At 70.5% G+C, this 15,622-nt stretch carries 15 protein-coding genes; 8 read left to right on the top strand and 7 right to left on the bottom strand.

The window, feature by feature from the left end; all coding sequences use genetic code 11:
* Nucleotides 1-105 precede the first annotated feature (105 nt).
* The 3 genes from pflA to KY5_RS17145 all read left to right on the top strand — a co-directional run bounded on the left by pflA (nucleotide 106) and on the right by KY5_RS17145 (nucleotide 2,683).
* Nucleotides 106-927 (top strand): pyruvate formate-lyase-activating protein, encoded by an 822-nt coding sequence (pflA, locus tag KY5_RS17155; RefSeq protein ID WP_098243074.1) that lies wholly within the window; start codon nucleotides 106-108, stop codon nucleotides 925-927.
* Between the two features lie 96 nt (nucleotides 928-1,023).
* A complete protein-coding gene (locus KY5_RS17150) occupies nucleotides 1,024-2,436 on the top strand; it encodes a NarK family nitrate/nitrite MFS transporter (RefSeq protein ID WP_098243073.1) in 1,413 nt (470 codons plus the stop codon).
* Between the two features lie 37 nt (nucleotides 2,437-2,473).
* Nucleotides 2,474-2,683, top strand: coding sequence for a hypothetical protein (locus KY5_RS17145; RefSeq protein ID WP_098243072.1), 210 nt, complete (start codon nucleotides 2,474-2,476; stop codon nucleotides 2,681-2,683).
* A 7-nt stretch (nucleotides 2,684-2,690) separates the two neighbouring features.
* Here the strand turns inward: KY5_RS17145 and mscL are convergent, their stop codons facing one another.
* The 6 genes from mscL to KY5_RS17115 all read right to left on the bottom strand — a co-directional run bounded on the left by mscL (nucleotide 2,691) and on the right by KY5_RS17115 (nucleotide 8,464).
* Entirely contained in the window at nucleotides 2,691-3,167 is a 477-nt protein-coding gene (gene mscL, locus KY5_RS17140) for a large conductance mechanosensitive channel protein MscL (RefSeq protein ID WP_098247308.1), read from the bottom strand.
* Nucleotides 3,168-3,305: 138 nt separating this feature from the next.
* Nucleotides 3,306-3,866, bottom strand: coding sequence for a hypothetical protein (locus KY5_RS17135; RefSeq protein ID WP_418952869.1), 561 nt, complete (start codon nucleotides 3,864-3,866; stop codon nucleotides 3,306-3,308).
* 137 nt (nucleotides 3,867-4,003) lie between these two features.
* Nucleotides 4,004-4,855: an S-methyl-5'-thioadenosine phosphorylase gene (locus KY5_RS17130; protein WP_098243070.1), complete on the bottom strand. Its 852-nt coding sequence runs from the start codon at nucleotides 4,853-4,855 to the stop codon at nucleotides 4,004-4,006.
* A gap of 145 nt (nucleotides 4,856-5,000) precedes the next feature.
* Entirely contained in the window at nucleotides 5,001-5,345 is a 345-nt protein-coding gene (locus tag KY5_RS17125; protein ID WP_098243069.1) for an FmdB family zinc ribbon protein, read from the bottom strand.
* Nucleotides 5,346-5,412: 67 nt separating this feature from the next.
* Nucleotides 5,413-6,684 carry an MFS transporter gene (locus KY5_RS17120; RefSeq protein WP_098243068.1) on the bottom strand — a complete coding sequence of 424 codons (1,272 nt, stop codon included), beginning with the start codon at nucleotides 6,682-6,684 and terminating at the stop codon, nucleotides 5,413-5,415.
* Between the two features lie 226 nt (nucleotides 6,685-6,910).
* Nucleotides 6,911-8,464: a potassium/proton antiporter gene (locus KY5_RS17115; protein WP_098243067.1), complete on the bottom strand. Its 1,554-nt coding sequence runs from the start codon at nucleotides 8,462-8,464 to the stop codon at nucleotides 6,911-6,913.
* 231 nt (nucleotides 8,465-8,695) lie between these two features.
* Between KY5_RS17115 and KY5_RS17110 the strand changes: the two genes are divergently transcribed.
* A complete protein-coding gene (locus tag KY5_RS17110) occupies nucleotides 8,696-11,443 on the top strand; it encodes a penicillin acylase family protein (protein ID WP_098243066.1) in 2,748 nt (915 codons plus the stop codon).
* A 96-nt stretch (nucleotides 11,444-11,539) separates the two neighbouring features.
* Here the strand turns inward: KY5_RS17110 and KY5_RS17105 are convergent, their stop codons facing one another.
* Nucleotides 11,540-12,154 (bottom strand): 5-formyltetrahydrofolate cyclo-ligase, encoded by a 615-nt coding sequence (locus tag KY5_RS17105; RefSeq protein ID WP_098243065.1) that lies wholly within the window; start codon nucleotides 12,152-12,154, stop codon nucleotides 11,540-11,542.
* Between the two features lie 93 nt (nucleotides 12,155-12,247).
* Between KY5_RS17105 and galU the strand changes: the two genes are divergently transcribed.
* The 4 genes from galU to KY5_RS17085 all read left to right on the top strand — a co-directional run bounded on the left by galU (nucleotide 12,248) and on the right by KY5_RS17085 (nucleotide 15,619).
* The gene (galU, locus tag KY5_RS17100) at nucleotides 12,248-13,162 is read left to right on the top strand and encodes a UTP--glucose-1-phosphate uridylyltransferase GalU (protein ID WP_098247307.1); all 915 of its coding nucleotides are present in this window, start codon (nucleotides 12,248-12,250) and stop codon (nucleotides 13,160-13,162) included.
* A gap of 4 nt (nucleotides 13,163-13,166) precedes the next feature.
* Nucleotides 13,167-14,513 carry a gephyrin-like molybdotransferase Glp gene (gene glp / locus KY5_RS17095; RefSeq protein ID WP_098243064.1) on the top strand — a complete coding sequence of 449 codons (1,347 nt, stop codon included), beginning with the start codon at nucleotides 13,167-13,169 and terminating at the stop codon, nucleotides 14,511-14,513.
* A gap of 84 nt (nucleotides 14,514-14,597) precedes the next feature.
* Complete coding sequence (gene moaC / locus KY5_RS17090; RefSeq protein WP_098243063.1) at nucleotides 14,598-15,122, top strand: cyclic pyranopterin monophosphate synthase MoaC; 525 nt, start codon at nucleotides 14,598-14,600, stop codon at nucleotides 15,120-15,122.
* On the top strand, nucleotides 15,119-15,619 hold the full coding sequence (locus KY5_RS17085; RefSeq protein WP_234362755.1) for a MogA/MoaB family molybdenum cofactor biosynthesis protein: 501 nt from the start codon (nucleotides 15,119-15,121) through the stop codon (nucleotides 15,617-15,619). Before moaC ends, KY5_RS17085 begins: the two co-directional genes overlap by 4 nt.
* Nucleotides 15,620-15,622 lie beyond the last annotated feature (3 nt).

Here is a 15,622-nt window from a genome sequence, read left to right as displayed (position 1 = left end):
TCCCGCCAGGGAGCCGCCCCCGATCCGCGGCCCCGGGGCCGGGCCCTCACCTCGGCCCCGGGCGCCGCGCACCCCACGTCCTGCCAGTAGTTCGGGAGTTACGCCATGGCTGTCCTGCTCGGTACCGACATCCCCGTTCGCCCCGTCGTCGCCGATGAGGACGCGGTCACGCCCGCCGCGGCCGCGACCCACCGCCCCGTCACCGGGTCCGTCCACTCCTGGGACCTGTCCACCGGCGTCGACGGCCCCGGCACGCGCTTCGTGACCTTCCTCGCGGGCTGCCCGCTGAGCTGCCTGTACTGCCACAACCCGGACACCTGGCGGATGCGCGACGGCAAGCGCACCACGGCCGACGACGTCATCGCGGAAGCGGCCAAGTACACCACGTTCATCTCGGCAGCCGGGGGCGGAGCCACCGTCAGCGGCGGCGAGCCCCTCCTGCAGCCCGTCTTCACCGGTGAGCTCCTGCACCGCCTCAAGCACGAACTGGGCCTGCACACCGCCCTGGACACCTCGGGCTACCTCGGCGCACGCGCCACCGATGCCCTGCTCCGCGACGTCGACCTCGTGCTCCTGGACATCAAGTCCTGGGACCCCGAGACCTACCAGAAGGTCACGGGCCGTCCGCTGGCGCCCACCCTCGACTTCGCCCACCGCCTGGCCGACCTCGGCAAGGACGTCTGGGTGCGCTTCGTCCTCGTACCGGGCCTCACCGACGACCCGGCGAACATCGAGGGCGTCGCCCGCTTCGCCGCCTCGCTCGGCGACGTCTCGCGCGTCGACGTGCTGCCCTTCCACAAGCTGGGCGAGGCGAAGTGGGACGCGCTCGGCAAGGACTTCACGCTGCGTGACACCCCCTCGCCGACGCCGGAGCAGGTCGCAGCGGCCAAGAAGATCTTCGAGTCGCAGGGCCTCAAGGCCGTCTGACGGCGGCCACGGCGCACCCGGTCCGCGCCACCCGAACGGCCCATCGAATGGACCTTCGAACGGGCGCTCACCAGGGGCTGTGCCTAGCGTGGCCGCATGAGTGCTCCCACCAGCCACCGGCGGACGGGTGACACCTACCGTCCCGGCTCGACGATCGCGCAATGGCAGCCCGAGGACGACTCCTTCTGGCGCGCCACGGGACACAAGGTCGCCAACCGGAACCTGTGGGTGTCCATCCCGGCCCTGATGCTCGGCTTCGTCGTCTGGCAGGTCTGGTCGGTCACCGCGGTCCGCCTCAACGACGTCGGGTTCGGCCTCACCACCTCGCAGCTGTTCTGGCTGACGGCCATCCCCGGACTCACCGGCGGCACCTTCCGGATCCTCTACACCTTCATCGGGCCGATCTTCGGCGAGCGGAAGTTCACCGCGTTCTCCACGCTGATCCTGATCGCCCCCATGCTCTGGCTGGGCTTCGCGCTCCAGGACACCGGCACCCCCTACTGGGAGCTCGCCCTGATCGCCGCGGTCTGCGGCATCGGCGGCGCCAACTTCTCCTCGTCGATGGCGAACATCGGCTTCTTCTTCCCCAAGAAGGAGAAGGGCAGCGCCGCGGGACTCAACGGCGGGCTCGGCAACCTCGGCGTCTCCGTCGTCCAGCTGGTCGCCCCGCTGGTCGTCACCGCGGCCGTCCTCGGCGCACCCGCGGGCGACCCCCAGCGCGACACCGTCAAGAACGAGGACGTCTGGCTGCAGAACGGCGCGTTCCTCTGGGTGCCGCTCCTGGTGATCATGGCACTGCTCGCCTGGTTCCTGATGAACGACCTCAAGGTCGCCGCCGCGCCCTTCAGCCGCCAGAAGATCATCTTCAAGCGCAAGCACAACTGGCTGATGACCTGGCTGTACGTCGGCACCTTCGGCTCGTTCATCGGCTTCGCCGCGGGCCTGCCGCTGCTGATCAAGAACAACTTCTCCGCCTCGGGCTACCAGGCCACCACCTACGCCTGGGTCGGGCCCTTCATCGGCGCCCTCACCCGCTGGGCCGGCGGGTGGCTGTCGGACAAGATCGGCGGCGCCCGGGTCACCCTGGTGTCCTTCGTCGGCATGGCCGCTTCGCTGGTCGTCGTGATCAGCGCGCTGCCCTCCGGCGGCGACGAGGGCAGTTTCTGGGCCTTCTACGTCGGGTTCCTCTGCGCCTTCGCGTTCTCCGGCATCGGCAACGGCTCGACGTTCCGGCAGATCCCGGTGATCTTCAGGGACCTGCATCTGAAGAAGGCGGCGGGTCAGGGTCCCGAGGCGGAGGGCGCCGCGCTGAAGCAGGCCGAGATGGAGTCGGGCGCGGTCACCGGATTCTCCGCGGCCATCGCGGCGTACGGCTTCTTCTTCATCCCCGCGATGTTCGCCAACCTGGCCGTCACCACCGCGCTGTGGATGTTCATCGGCTTCTACGCCACGTGTCTGGTCGTCTGCTGGTGGTTCTACGCCCGCAAGGGCGCGGAGGCCCCGAGCTGACCGGGACCGCTCCCTTCCCCGGACGTACCCTGGAGGCATGAGTACCGCCCCCGCCCCCGAACCGCGCGATCCGGAGAAGCCGAAGGATCCGAAGAAGCCGAAGCCCGCTCTGGTCTTCGACGATCCGCTGTCGCAGCAGTCTTCGGACGACACGGACCGTGGGTGGGGCGAGCGGGCCGAAGCCGGTGGCGACAGCGCCGCCGACCTGGCCCGCTTCCTCGACGAGAAGCCGCCCCACCACCTCTGAGCGGGCGCTACTCCTCGCGGTGCCCCGAGCCGCGCTGCGCCACCAGGGCGTCGCGGATCTCCTTGAGCACCTCCAGCTCGGACACCTCCAGGATCTCCTGGGTGCCCTCCTTCGCGGCCTTCCGCTGGGCCTGCTTGGCCAGGTACTTGGCCATCGGCAGGACCATCAGGAAGTACACGACGGCCGCGGTGATCACGAAGCTGAGGACCGCGCTGAGCACGGAACCCCACATGATCGGGATGCCGCTGGCGACCGTCCCGTCGGCCTTCATCTCGCACGGTGCCTTCAGGCACGAGCTGTAGTGGTCGAGATCCTTCGTCCCGAAGGCGCCGACGAGCGGGTTGATGACACCCTTGACCACCGAGTTCACGATGTTCGTGAACGCGGCGCCGATGACCACCGCGACCGCCAGGTCGACGACATTGCCGCGCATCAGGAAGGCCTTGAAGCCCTCCCAGACGCCCGGTTCCTTCTTCTCGCTCACCACGAGGCCTTTCGTTGCACGTGCGGGTTGCTGGACAAACAACTTCGCAACCTACGTCAGACCGTGGCTGGCCTGTCCAATTCGCTCTCACGAACGGGCGACTTGACAGGAGTTCAGTGCGATCGTGAACGCTCCTGTTCACCGCAGCGTCACCGCCAGACGCGCCTGCGCACCGGCTCCCGCGAGCCGCGCCGCCGTGTCCCGTCGCACCGAAAGCACCACCAACGCGCCGCTCTCGACGGGACCTTCCCCTCGCTCGGGCACCTCCGAAACGCGCGCTCCCGCGGCCACCACGCGGGGTGCGCCGCCGCCCGCGGGCGATCCGTCGGCGGCGATCACGTCCACGCGGTCGCCGGGGCGCAGCAGACGCACCGCGTCCGCGTCGGCGATCCGCACCGGCGCCGTCACCCGCTCCACGGACCGTTGCTCACGCGCGGGTTCCGCGGCGGCCGCGCGCGCCCGGGGCGGTGCGGCGTCCCCGGGACCCGCGGTCGCGAGCGCGGCTGCGGCCATCGCGAGGCCCGCGGCCAGGGCGCGCCGTCTGTGCCGCAGCAGCCCGCGCAGCCGCGGGTGCCCGCCGCGCACCCGCACGGGGGCGAAGAGCGGGACCGCGCGACGGACTACCGGTTGGGGCTGATAGGGCTGAGGGGACCGAGAAGAAGCATGGGGCTGAGAAGGGACGTGGGACACGACAACCACCGCCTGCGGTGCGAAGAGCTCGGCTTGCGCTCTCACGATGCAGGCCCGCGCCGATTCCCGCTGAGCCCTGTGGACTGACCGCAGCTTGTGGACAACTCCCTCACCCGAAGGGGAAGTTCCGCGCCCTCAGCGGCCGGTCACGGCAGCCGGATCCCCGGATCCATCCCACCCAGCGCCCCCGCGCACAGGCACTCCCTCTCCCCGTCGGCAGGCAGCCCCGCCACCGCGTCGAACAGGACGCCCCGCAGCCGGTCCACGTTGGCGGCGAACACCTGGAGCACCTCGTCGTGCGAGACGCCCTCACCGGTCTCCGCGCCCGCGTCCAGGTCTGTGACCAGTGTCAACGACGTGTAGCAGAGCTCCAGTTCACGGGCGAGCACCGCCTCGGGGTGCCCGGTCATGCCCACCACCGACCAGCCCTGTGCCGCGTGCCAGAGCGATTCCGCGCGGGTCGAGAAGCGCGGCCCCTCGACCACCACGAGCGTCCCGCCGTCCACCGGCTCCCACCCCCGGCCGCGCGCCGCCTTCAGCGCGGCGCCGCGCCCCACGGGGCAGTACGGATCGGCGAGCGACACGTGCACGACGTTGGGCACGTCGCCGTCGGGCAGCGGCACCCCGTCGAAGTACGTCTGCGCACGCGACTTCGTGCGGTCCACGAGCTGGTCGGGGACCAGCAGCGTCCCGGGCCCGTACTCGGCCCGCAGTCCGCCGACCGCGCAGGGGCCGAGCACCTGTCGCACGCCCACGGACCGCAGCGCCCAGAGGTTCGCGCGGTAGTTGATGCGGTGCGGTGGCAGATGGTGGCCGCGGCCGTGCCGGGGCAGGAAGGCGACCCGGCGTCCCGCGACCTCACCGAGGAAGAGGGAGTCGCTGGGCGCTCCGTAGGGGGTGTCGACCTGGACCTCGGTCACCCGGTTGAGGAAGGAGTAGAAGCCGGAGCCACCGATCACGCCGATCTCGGCCCGCGTCGCGTTCGCCGTGTTCACCATGGACCGCACAGTATCCGCGCGCGAAAACCGGGAGAACCCGGAGAACCCGGAGAGACCGGAGAACCCGGCCCCGAAGGCGCCACCCGGAGAACGCCGAGGACCCCGCCGTCGTGAACGGCGAGGTCCTGGGAAAGACGCTGAAGCGCTACGCGGCCGAGCTCGACGACGAGGACGATGACGTCGACGAGGAGGAGCCGGACGACTTCGAGTCCGAGGAGGAGGACGTCGACGAGGACGACGAAGAATCCGAGGACGACGAAGAGGACTTCGCGTCGGATCCCTTCGACGTGGCCGGCGTGCTGCTCGACGACGAGCCGCGGCTGTCGTTGCGGTAGAAACCGGATCCCTTGAAGACGATGCCGACCGCCGAGAACACCTTCTTGAGGCGTCCGTCGCAGTTGGGGCACACGGTCAGGGCGTCATCGGTGAACTTCTGCACCGCCTCGAGGCCCTCGCCACATTCGGTGCACTGGTACTGGTACGTCGGCACTTGCTTCCTCCTGGCACTCTCACTCGATGAGTGCTAACGACGGTCCATAGTGACGTATTCCGCGAGATCAGTCCACCGTGACCGGCGTGCGGTGACCCACGCCACGCGCCACCGTCCGCCCAGGCGCCTTCGGCACGAGCCGCGAGCGCAGGGCGATCAGCACCACGAAGGCCAGTGCCGTGCCCCCCAAGGGGACCAGGAATCCGGCACCGTCCCAGAAGCGGTCCTCCAGCTGTCCCGCGACCGTGACGGCGGCCGCCTGGCCGAGCGCGACGGCGCCGGTGAGCCAGGTGAAGGCCTCCGTGCGGCCCGTCGGCGGGACCAGCTTGTCGACCAGGGTGTAGCCGCTGATCAGCGCGGGAGCGATGCAGATGCCGACGAGCAGGCCGAGTCCGGCGAGCAGGAGCGCGGAGTGCGCGGCCCACAGTCCTGAGGCCATCAGGGTCAGCGCCGCGTAACCGACGAGGAGGCGTCGCTGCGGGGAGACCTTCCAGGCGATGGCGCCGCAGGCGATGCCGGAGAGCATGTTGCCCGCGGCGAACGTCCCGTACAGGACGCCGTTCAGGCCGGGCTCGCCGATCGACTCGGTGAAGGCGGCGAGCGAGACCTGCATGCCGCCGAAGACGGCGCCGATGCCGAGGAACGTGACGATCAGGACCCGCACGCCGGGGATGCGCAGCGCGGAGACGTGCTCCACGCGTGCGTGCTCCGCGCCGTGCGCGTGCGGCTTGGGCTGGGTGCTCTTCTGGGCGGCGAACAGCAGGCCGCCCACCAGCGTGAGTCCGGCCTCGGTGAGCAGTCCGGCGGCCGGGTCGATCGTGGTGCACAGCGCGGTCGCGAAGAGCGGGCCGAGGACGAAGGTCAGCTCGTCGGTGACCGACTCGAAGGCGGCCGCCGTCCCGGCCAGCGGGGAGTCCTGCAGCTTCGCGGCCCAGCGGGCGCGCACCATGGGGCCGATCTGCGGCGTCGAGGCACCCGCGGGCACGGCGGCGACGAAAAGCGCCCACAAGGGGGCGTCGGAGAGCGCGAGGGCCGTCATGGCGAGCACCGAGGCGGAGTGCACGAGCACGCCGGGCAGCAGCACGGCGCGCTGTCCGAAGCGGTCGGCGAGCTTGCCGCTGAACGGCGCGAACATCGCCATGGAGACGCCAGTGACGGCGGAGACGGCGCCCGCGATGCCGTAGGAGCCGGTGGTGTGCTGCACGAGGAGCACGATCGAGATGGTGAGCATCGCGAACGGCTGACGTGCGGCGAAGCCGGGGAGCAGGAACGTCCAGGCGCGAGGGGTGCGCAGGAGCTGTCCGTAGCCCGGGCGGGATTCGGTGACCGTGGATGCCACGGCCCGTGCCTTTCTGCCGCCTGGTAGCGCGCCCGTGCGGGGGCGCCGAGAGCTGTCCTCTTGCGCGGAACTGCGGTAGATGCCGGGCTCCACTGCGGGGGTGCCTCGACCGCCATACGGTCGCGCCAGCTCTGCTTCAGGCAGAGTTGGTTCGATCTGGTGCCTTCATCCTACAGGGAATGGCCTCATCTGCCCCTGTGATCGCAGCCGATGAGACCCCCGCCACCTACGATTGGTGCTTTCCTCCGTCGGTTCCCAGCCACCCGGCCAGCTTGCCGCCGTGGCCGACCGCGCGCAGCCGCTTCTCGGCGGCGTCCCGCACCGGGTCGGTGGCCACCACCAGGAGCTCGTCTCCGCGCCGCAGCACCGTCGCGGGCAGCGGGACGAACGATTCGCCGTCGCGGACGACGAGCGTGACCGCGGCGCCCTGGGGCAGCCGCAGCTCGCCGACCTCGACGCCGTGCATCCGCGATTCCTTGGGGATGTCCACCGACAGCAGGTGGCCGCGCAGCCGCTCCAGGGGCGCCGACTCGATGCCGAGGTCGGCGGCCTCCGAGGAGTCGCCCAGGCGCAGCTTCCGGGCCAGCCAGGGCAGCGTGGGGCCCTGGATCAGGGTGTAGACGACGACCAGGACGAAGACGATGTTGAAGATCCGCTGGCTGTCCTCGACGCCGCCCACCATCGGGATGGTCGCCAGGATGATGGGCACGGCGCCGCGCAGGCCCGCCCAGGAGAGCAGCGCCTTCTCCTGCCAGGGCATGCGGAACGGCAGCAGGCTGAGGACGACTTCGAGGGGCCGCGCCACCATCGTCAGGACCAGGCCGATGACGATCGCGGGCCAGGTGTCGTCGAGCAGGTCGTGCGGGGTCACCAGGAGGCCGAGCAGGACGAACATGCCGATCTGGGCGAGCCAGCCGAGCCCCTCGGCGAAGCCGCGGGTGGCGGGCCAGTGCGGCAGCTTGGCGTTGCCGAGGACCATCGAGGCGAGGTAGACGGCGAGGAAGCCGCTGCCGTGGGCCATGGCGCCCGCCGCGTACGCCGCGACCGCGATGGCCATGACGGCGATGGGGTACAGGCCGGAGGCGGGCAGGGCCACGTGCCGCAGGCCGTAGGCGCCCAGCCAGCCGACCGCGAGGCCGATCGCCGCGCCTATCGCCAGCTCCAGGGCGATCTTGCCGATCAGCAGGTACCAGGCGTCCACGGGGCCCGCCGTGGAGAACGCCACGACGAGGATGACCACCGGGGCGTCGTTGAAGCCCGACTCCGCTTCGAGGACGCCCGTCACGCGCGAGGGGAGCGGCACCTTCCGCAGGACGGAGAAGACCGCCGCCGCGTCCGTGGAGGAGACCACGGCGCCGATGATCAGCGCCTGGCGCCATTCCAGACCGACGAGGTAGTGCGCGCCCGCGGCCGTGACGCCGACGCTGACGGCGACGCCGAGGGTCGAGAGCGCGGCCGCCGCCGGCAGGGCCGGCTTGACCTCTTTCCACTTCGTGCCGAGGCCGCCCTCGGCGAGGATCACGACCAGGGCGGCATAGCCGATGACCTGCGTCAGCTCGGCGTTGTTGAAGGTGACGTTGCCGATGCCGTCCTGGCCTATCGCGACGCCGATGCCGAGGTAGAGCAGCAGGCTGGGGAGCCCGCTGCGCGACGAGATGCGGACCGCCGCCACCGCGACGAGCAGAACGAGCGAGCAGACGAGCAGGAGCTGGTTGAGGTGGTGGACAGTCAGGGGCCGTTCCTTCCTCCGTGCGCGTACTTGGGACCTCGTGCGAGCCAAGTACCGAGCCAAGTACTTCGTTACCTTACCTAATTGTTAACGCCTTCTTGACGGCATCGAACACCCTTCCGATATCCGGCCATGTAGGTTCCGGACTCGGCGGCCCCGCGTTCCTGACTCCGCGTCCGGAGCCGCAACGCCCTGCGCCTATGGTTGCTCCAGCGCTCCCAGAGCCGCCCAGTCGACAGCACAGCCCGCCCTGCCGCTCGCGTAAGGACAGCAAGGACAGCGATGCCCTCCAACACCACCGCCTCTTCCGGTCATAAGTCCGGCAAGAAGAAGGGGCGCCGAGCCCGACTCATCGTGATCGTCCTGGTCTTGGCCATCGTCGGAGGCATCGGCTTCGGCGCGTACTGGAGCGTCAGCACCGTGCGCGCCTCCTTCCCGCAGACCAAGGGATCGATCAAGCTCGACGGCCTCTCCGGCAATGTCGAGGTGAAGCGCGACGGCAACGGCATCCCGCAGATCTACGCCGACACCGACGCCGACCTCTTCATGGCCCAGGGCTACGTCCAGGCGCAGGACCGCTTCTGGGAGATGGACGTACGCCGTCATATGACCTCCGGGCGGCTCTCCGAGATGTTCGGCAAGGGTCAGGTCAAGACCGATGAATTCCTGCGCACCCTCGGCTGGCACCGGGTGGCGAAGAAGGAGTACGACTCCAAGCTCTCCCCGGAGACGAAGAAGTACCTCCAGGCGTACGCCAAGGGAGTCAACGCCTACCTGAAGGGCAAGGACGGCAAGGACATCTCCGTCGAGTACGCGGCGCTCGGCTTCGAGAACGACTACGCGCCCAAGGAGTGGACGCCCGTCGACTCCGTGGCCTGGCTCAAGGCGATGGCCTGGGACCTGCGCGGCAACATGCAGGACGAGATCGACCGCTCCTTGATGACGAGCCGCCTCGGCCCCGAGCAGATCAAGGACCTGTACCCGGCCTACCCGTACAAGCGGAACAAGCCGATCGTCCAGGAGGGCGCCCTCAACGGCGTCACCAAGGAGTACGACCCCAAGGGCACCACGAGCACCCAGACGGGCACCAACGGTGCCGCGGGCACGGGCCTTGCGGGCGGCGCGCAGGCGCCGTCGGGGCTGCAGTCCCAGCTCTCGGGCCTCTCGAACGCCCTGGACGAGGTTCCCGCGATCCTCGGCCCGAACGGCAACGGCATCGGTTCGAACTCGTGGGTGGTCTCGGGCGAGCACACCATCACCGGCAAGCCGCTCCTGGCCAACGACCCGCACCTCGCGCCGCAGCTGCCGTCCGTCTGGTACCAGATGGGCCTGCACTGCCGCTCGGTCTCGTCGAAGTGCCAGTACGACGTCTCGGGCTACACCTTCTCCGGCATGCCGGGCGTGGTCATCGGCCACAACAAGCAGATCGCCTGGGGCATGACGAACCTCGGCGCCGACGTCACGGACCTGTACCTGGAGAAGTTCACCGGGGACGGCTACCAGTACGACGACAAGGTGCTGCCCTTCAAGACCCGCGAAGAGGTCATCAAGGTCGCGGGCGGCAGCTCGAAGAAGATCACGGTCCGCGAGACCAACAACGGGCCGCTGATCTCCGACCGCGACGACGAGCTGGTCAAGGTCGGCAAGAAGGCCCACGTCGACACCGCGGCCCCCGACCGGGGCGACGGCTACGGAGTGGCGCTGCGCTGGACCGCGCTGACCCCCGGCAAGTCGATGGACGCCGTCTTCGAGCTCAACAAGGCGAAGGACTTCACGGAGTTCCGCAAGGCGGCCGCTTCTTTTGAAGTGCCCTCCCAGAACCTGATCTACGCGGACACCGACGGTCACATCGGCTACCAGGCGCCCGGCAAGATCCCGGTCCGCGGCAAGGGCGACGGCTCGCTCCCCGCCCCCGGCTGGGACCCCGCCTACCGCTGGACCGGCTACATCCCGCAGGACGCGCTGCCCTACGAGTACGACCCGAAGCGCGGCTACATCGTCACCGCGAACCAGGCCGTGGTCGGCAAGAGCTACCCCTACGACCTCACCGCGGACTGGGGCTACGGAGCGCGCAGCCAGCGGATCGACGACCTCATCCAGTCGAAGATCAAGAACGGCGGCAAGATCTCCACCGAGGACATGCGCCTCATGCAGATGGACAACAGCAGCGAGATCGCCAAGCTGCTCGTGCCCAAGCTGCTCAAGATCGACGTCAAGGACAAGTACGTCCGCGAGGCCCAGAAGCTCCTGGAGGGCTGGGACTACACCCAGGACGCCGACTCGGCGGCCGCCGCGTACTTCAACGCGGTCTGGCGCAGCGTCCTCAAGCTCTCCTTCGGCAACAAGCTCCCCAAGGAGCTGCGCGTCAAGGGCCAGTGCCTGAACGTCGAACCGGCGGGCAACACCGGCCCCGCCGACGAGGGCGAGAAGGTCCGCGAGTGCGGCGAGCGCGACGCGGACTCGGCCCAGCCCGACGGCGGCGACCGCTACTACGAGGTGGTCCGCAGGATCATCGACGACGAGGACAACGACTGGTGGAAGTCCCCGGCGACCCGCACGGACGCCGAGACCAAGAACCGCGACCAGCTGTTCAAGCGGGCCCTTGAGGACGCGCGCTGGGACCTGACGGCCAAGCTCGGCAAGGACGTCGACACCTGGAGCTGGGGCCGCCTGCACCGCCTCACGCTGAAGAACCAGACGCTGGGCACCGAAGGCCCCGGCTGGCTGCAGTTCGTGCTCAACCGCGGCCCGTGGAACCTCGGCGGCGGCGAGGCCGCGGTCAACGCCACCGGCTGGAACGCGGCGGGCGGCTACGGAGTGGTCTGGGTGCCGTCGATGCGCATGGTGGTGAACCTCAAGGACCTCGACAAGTCCAAGTGGATCAACCTCACCGGAGCGTCGGGACACGCGTACAACGCGCACTACACCGACCAGACCGACAAGTGGGCCAAGGGCGAGCTCCTGCCGTGGGCCTTCAACGACAAGGCGGTGGAGGACAGCACGAGCGACAAGCTGGTGCTGACCCCCTGACGGCTGATTCCCCGGCCGCGCACGGCACCTCCTGAAAGGGCCCTCCACGCACGCGTGGAGGGCCCTTCGGCGTCGACGGGGGTTCTCGGCGGGAGCTCAGCGGAAGCGGCGCGTCCCCGACGGCGTCACGACGGCGCGCACCGCTCGGTCGTGCGCCTCCACCGGGACGTGCGCGACCACTTCGGAGTCGTACAGAAGCACCACGAGAGCGGGATCGGCGGCCGCGCGCTCCAGGCGGGCCAGGACCCGGTCGTACGATCCGCCGCCCCGTCCCAGCCGCATCCCGCGCTCGTCCACGGCTAGCCCAGGAAGCAGCACGGTGTCCGCCGTCAGGACGGCGTCGGGGCCGAGCCGCTCCCCGGCGGGCTCCAACAGCTCGATCTTGCCCCGGTGTTGCACGCGGACGAGCGAGCCCGCTCCGTCGTACGCGCCCCAGTCCAGGTCGTTGTCGGCGAGCAGTACGGGCAGCAGGACCCGTGTCCCGCGCGCGTGGAGGGCGTCGAGGAGGGCGCGCGTGCCGGGCTCGGTGGCCACGGAGACGTAGGCCGCGACCGTGCGTGCCCGGGCCAGTTCGGGCAGTTCGAGGGCGCGCTCGGCGAGAACCGAGGCGGCCTTTTCCACGTCATCCTGAGTAAACCGGCTCCTCACCGCGAGGAAGTCCCGCCGCAACGTCCGCTTGGTTGGCTGGCCGCCGGGGTCGGTTCCGCTCATGGGCCATCACAAATCCTTCCGTGTGCTCGCATATCACATTCAATTATCTGGACCCACAGATTCCGCACATACGTACCGGATATGGTGGTCGCCATGACTGAGTCTCACCCCCCGCACCCCAGGATCACCAAGGCGGTCATCCCGGCGGCCGGCCTCGGCACGCGCTTTCTGCCGGCCACGAAGGCGACCCCCAAGGAGATGCTGCCGGTCGTCGACAAGCCGGCGATCCAGTACGTGGTCGAGGAGGCCGTCTCCGCCGGTCTCGACGACGTCCTCATGATCACGGGCCGCAACAAGCGCCCCCTGGAGGACCACTTCGACCGCAACTACGAGCTGGAGTCCGCCCTCCTGAAGAAGGGCGACGAGGCGCGCCTCGCCAAGGTCCAGGAGCCCAGCGACCTGGCGACCATGCACTACGTACGTCAGGGCGACCCCAAGGGGCTCGGTCACGCCGTCCTGTGCGCCGCTCCGCACGTGGGCCACGAGCCGTTCGCCGTCCTCCTCGGCGACGACCTCATCGACCCGCGCGACCCGCTGCTCGCCCGCATGGTCGAGATCCAGGAGCGGCACGGCGGCAGCGTCATCGCGCTCATGGAGGTGGCCCCCGAGCAGATCCACCTCTACGGCTGCGCCGCCGTCGAGGCCACCGCCGACGGCGACGACGTCGTCAAGGTCACCGACCTGGTCGAGAAGCCGGACCCCGCGGACGCCCCGTCGAACTACGCGATCATCGGCCGCTACGTCCTGGACCCGAGCGTCTTCGACGTGCTGCGCAAGACCGAGCCGGGACGCGGCGGCGAGATCCAGCTCACCGACGCCCTCCAGCAGCTCGCTGCGGACGAGAAGGTCGGAGGGCCGGTGCACGGCGTCGTCTTCAAGGGCCGCCGCTATGACACCGGTGACCGAGGCGACTATCTGCGTGCCATTGTCAGACTCGCGTGCGAACGTGAAGATCTGGGCCCGGACTTCCAGACCTGGCTTCGCAGTTACGTCACCGAGGAGATGTAGCACTTTGAGCAGCAGCACGACGACACCGACCACCGGCCAGAACCACCTCTGGTCGGTGGACGAGCACGTGGACGACATCCTCGGCACGGTCCGCCCGCTGGAACCCATCGAGCTCCAACTCCTCGACGCCCAGGGCTGCGTGCTCGTCGAGGACGTCACGGTGCCCGTCTCGCTGCCGCCCTTCGACAACAGCTCCATGGACGGGTACGCGGTGCGCGTCGCCGACGTCGCGGGCGCGAGCGAGGAGTTCCCCGCCGTGCTCACCGTCATCGGTGACGTGGCCGCGGGCGCGGGCGCGCAGCCCACCGTCGGCGCGGGCCAGGCCGCGCGCATCATGACCGGCGCCCCGCTGCCGCCGGGCGCCGAGGCCGTCGTCCCCGTGGAGTGGACCGACGGGGGCCTCGGCGAGGGCCCCGTCTCCGGCATGCGCGCCCACAGCGCGGCCCCCGAGGGCGCGTCGGGCGAGGTCCGTGTGCACCGCCCCGCGGAAGCACGCGCGCACGTACGCGCGCGGGGCAGCGACGTCCAGGCGGGCGACCGCGCGCTGACCGCGGGCACGGTGCTCGGCCCGCCGCAGATCGCCCTGCTCGCCGCGATCGGCCGGGGCACGGTGAAGGTGCGCCCGCGCCCGCGCGTGGTCGTCATGTCCACCGGCAGCGAACTGATCCAGCCGGGCGAGGAGTTGGCGGACGGGCAGATCTACGACTCCAACAGCTTCGCCCTCACGGCGGCCGCCAGGGACGCCGGAGCCATCGCCTACCGGGTCGGCGCGGTCGCCGACGACGCGGAGACGCTGCGCTCCACCATCGAGGACCAGCTGATTCGCGCCGACCTCATCGTCACCACCGGCGGCGTGAGCGTCGGCGCGTACGACGTCGTCAAGGAGGCCCTGTCAGCCATCGGCGACCCGGACGACGAGGAGGGCATCGGGGCGGGCAGCGGCGTGGAGTTCCGCAAGCTCGCCATGCAGCCGGGCAAGCCGCAGGGCTTCGGCTCGATCGGCCCCGACCACACGCCGCTGCTCGCGCTGCCGGGCAACCCCGTGTCGTCGTACGTCTCCTTCGAGATCTTCGTGCGCCCGGCGATCCGCGCCCTGATGGGCCTGCCCGAGGTGCACAGGGCCACCGCGCGCGCGGAGCTGGTCGCGGACGCGGCGCTCCACTCGCCCGCGGGACGCCGACAGTTCCTGCGCGGGACGTACGACGCGGCGGCCGGTGAAGTGACGCCCGTGGGCGGTTCCGGTTCGCATCTGATCGCCGCGCTCGCGCACGCGGACGCGCTGATCGTCGTCCCCGAGGCCACCACATCGGTGGAGCCCGGCACCGACGTCGAAGTGGTCCTGCTCGGCTGAGAAGGCCGCCCGCGCGGTACCGTGTCGCGCACAACAGGCCCGCGCGCCGCACCGCGCGGGGCCCGGACCGGGAGCGCACAGCACATGACCGCGATTTCCCGGGGGGAGACCCCCGGAGCCCCTGAGCAGCAGCGACTGACGCACATCGACGAGGCGGGCGCCGCCCGCATGGTCGACGTGTCCGAGAAGGACGTGACCGCGCGCACCGCGCGCGCCAGCGGCCGCGTCCTGGTCTCGCCCCGCGTGATCGAGCTGCTGCGCGGCGAGGGCGTGCCCAAGGGCGACGCCCTGGCCACCGCGCGGATCGCGGGCATCATGGGCGCCAAGCGCACGCCCGACCTGATCCCGCTCTGCCACCCGCTGGCGGTCTCCGGAGTGAAACTCGACCTCTCCGTAGCGGACGACGCCGTCGAGATCCTCGCCACCGTGAAGACGACCGACCGCACGGGCGTGGAGATGGAGGCCCTCACCGCGGTGAGCGTCGCCGCCCTCACCGTGATCGACATGGTCAAGGCCGTCGACAAGGGAGCCGTCATCACGGACGTGCGCGTGGAGGAGAAGACCGGCGGGAAGTCCGGTACGTGGAGCCGCGAGGGGGCGGACGCGTGACCGCCCGCCGCGCCCTGGTCGTCACCGCCTCCAACCGCGCCGCCGCCGGTGTCTACGCCGACAAGGGCGGCCCGATCCTCGCCGAGGGCCTGACCGCGCTCGGCTTCGAGGTCGAGGGCCCCCAGGTCGTGCCCGACGGCGACCCCGTCGAGCAGGCCCTGCGTGCGGGCGTCGCGGCCGGTTACGACGTCATCCTCACCACCGGCGGCACCGGCATCTCGCCCACCGACCGCACCCCGGACGTCACCCGCCGCGTCATCGACCACGAGGTGCCCGGCATCGCGGAGGCGATCCGCGCGTACGGCAGGGACAAGGTGCCCACGGCCGCGCTCTCCCGGGGCCTCGCCGGAGTCGCGGGCCGCACGCTCATCGTGAACCTGCCGGGCTCCACCGGCGGCGTACGCGACGGAATCGCCGTCCTGGAGCCGCTGCTCACGCACGCCGTGGACCAGCTGCGCGGCGGCGACCATCCCAGACCCGCGGGGGGTGCGAGCTGAACA

Source organism: Streptomyces formicae (genome assembly GCF_002556545.1).
Classification (GTDB): Bacteria; Actinomycetota; Actinomycetes; order Streptomycetales; family Streptomycetaceae; genus Streptomyces; species Streptomyces formicae_A.
The sequence above is the reverse complement of the archived record's forward strand: the minus strand, read 5'-3'. Positions and strand labels throughout refer to the sequence as shown.

Coding starts and splice junctions, on each gene's coding strand:
- pflA (WP_098243074.1), top strand. CDS start 106: ATGGCTGTCCTGCTCGGTACCGACATCCCCGTTCGCCCCGTCGTCGCC.
- KY5_RS17150 (WP_098243073.1), top strand. CDS start 1,024: ATGAGTGCTCCCACCAGCCACCGGCGGACGGGTGACACCTACCGTCCC.
- KY5_RS17145 (WP_098243072.1), top strand. CDS start 2,474: ATGAGTACCGCCCCCGCCCCCGAACCGCGCGATCCGGAGAAGCCGAAG.
- KY5_RS17130 (WP_098243070.1), bottom strand. CDS start 4,855: ATGGTGAACACGGCGAACGCGACGCGGGCCGAGATCGGCGTGATCGGT.
- KY5_RS17110 (WP_098243066.1), top strand. CDS start 8,696: ATGCCCTCCAACACCACCGCCTCTTCCGGTCATAAGTCCGGCAAGAAG.
- KY5_RS17105 (WP_098243065.1), bottom strand. CDS start 12,154: ATGAGCGGAACCGACCCCGGCGGCCAGCCAACCAAGCGGACGTTGCGG.
- galU (WP_098247307.1), top strand. CDS start 12,248: ATGACTGAGTCTCACCCCCCGCACCCCAGGATCACCAAGGCGGTCATC.
- moaC (WP_098243063.1), top strand. CDS start 14,598: ATGACCGCGATTTCCCGGGGGGAGACCCCCGGAGCCCCTGAGCAGCAG.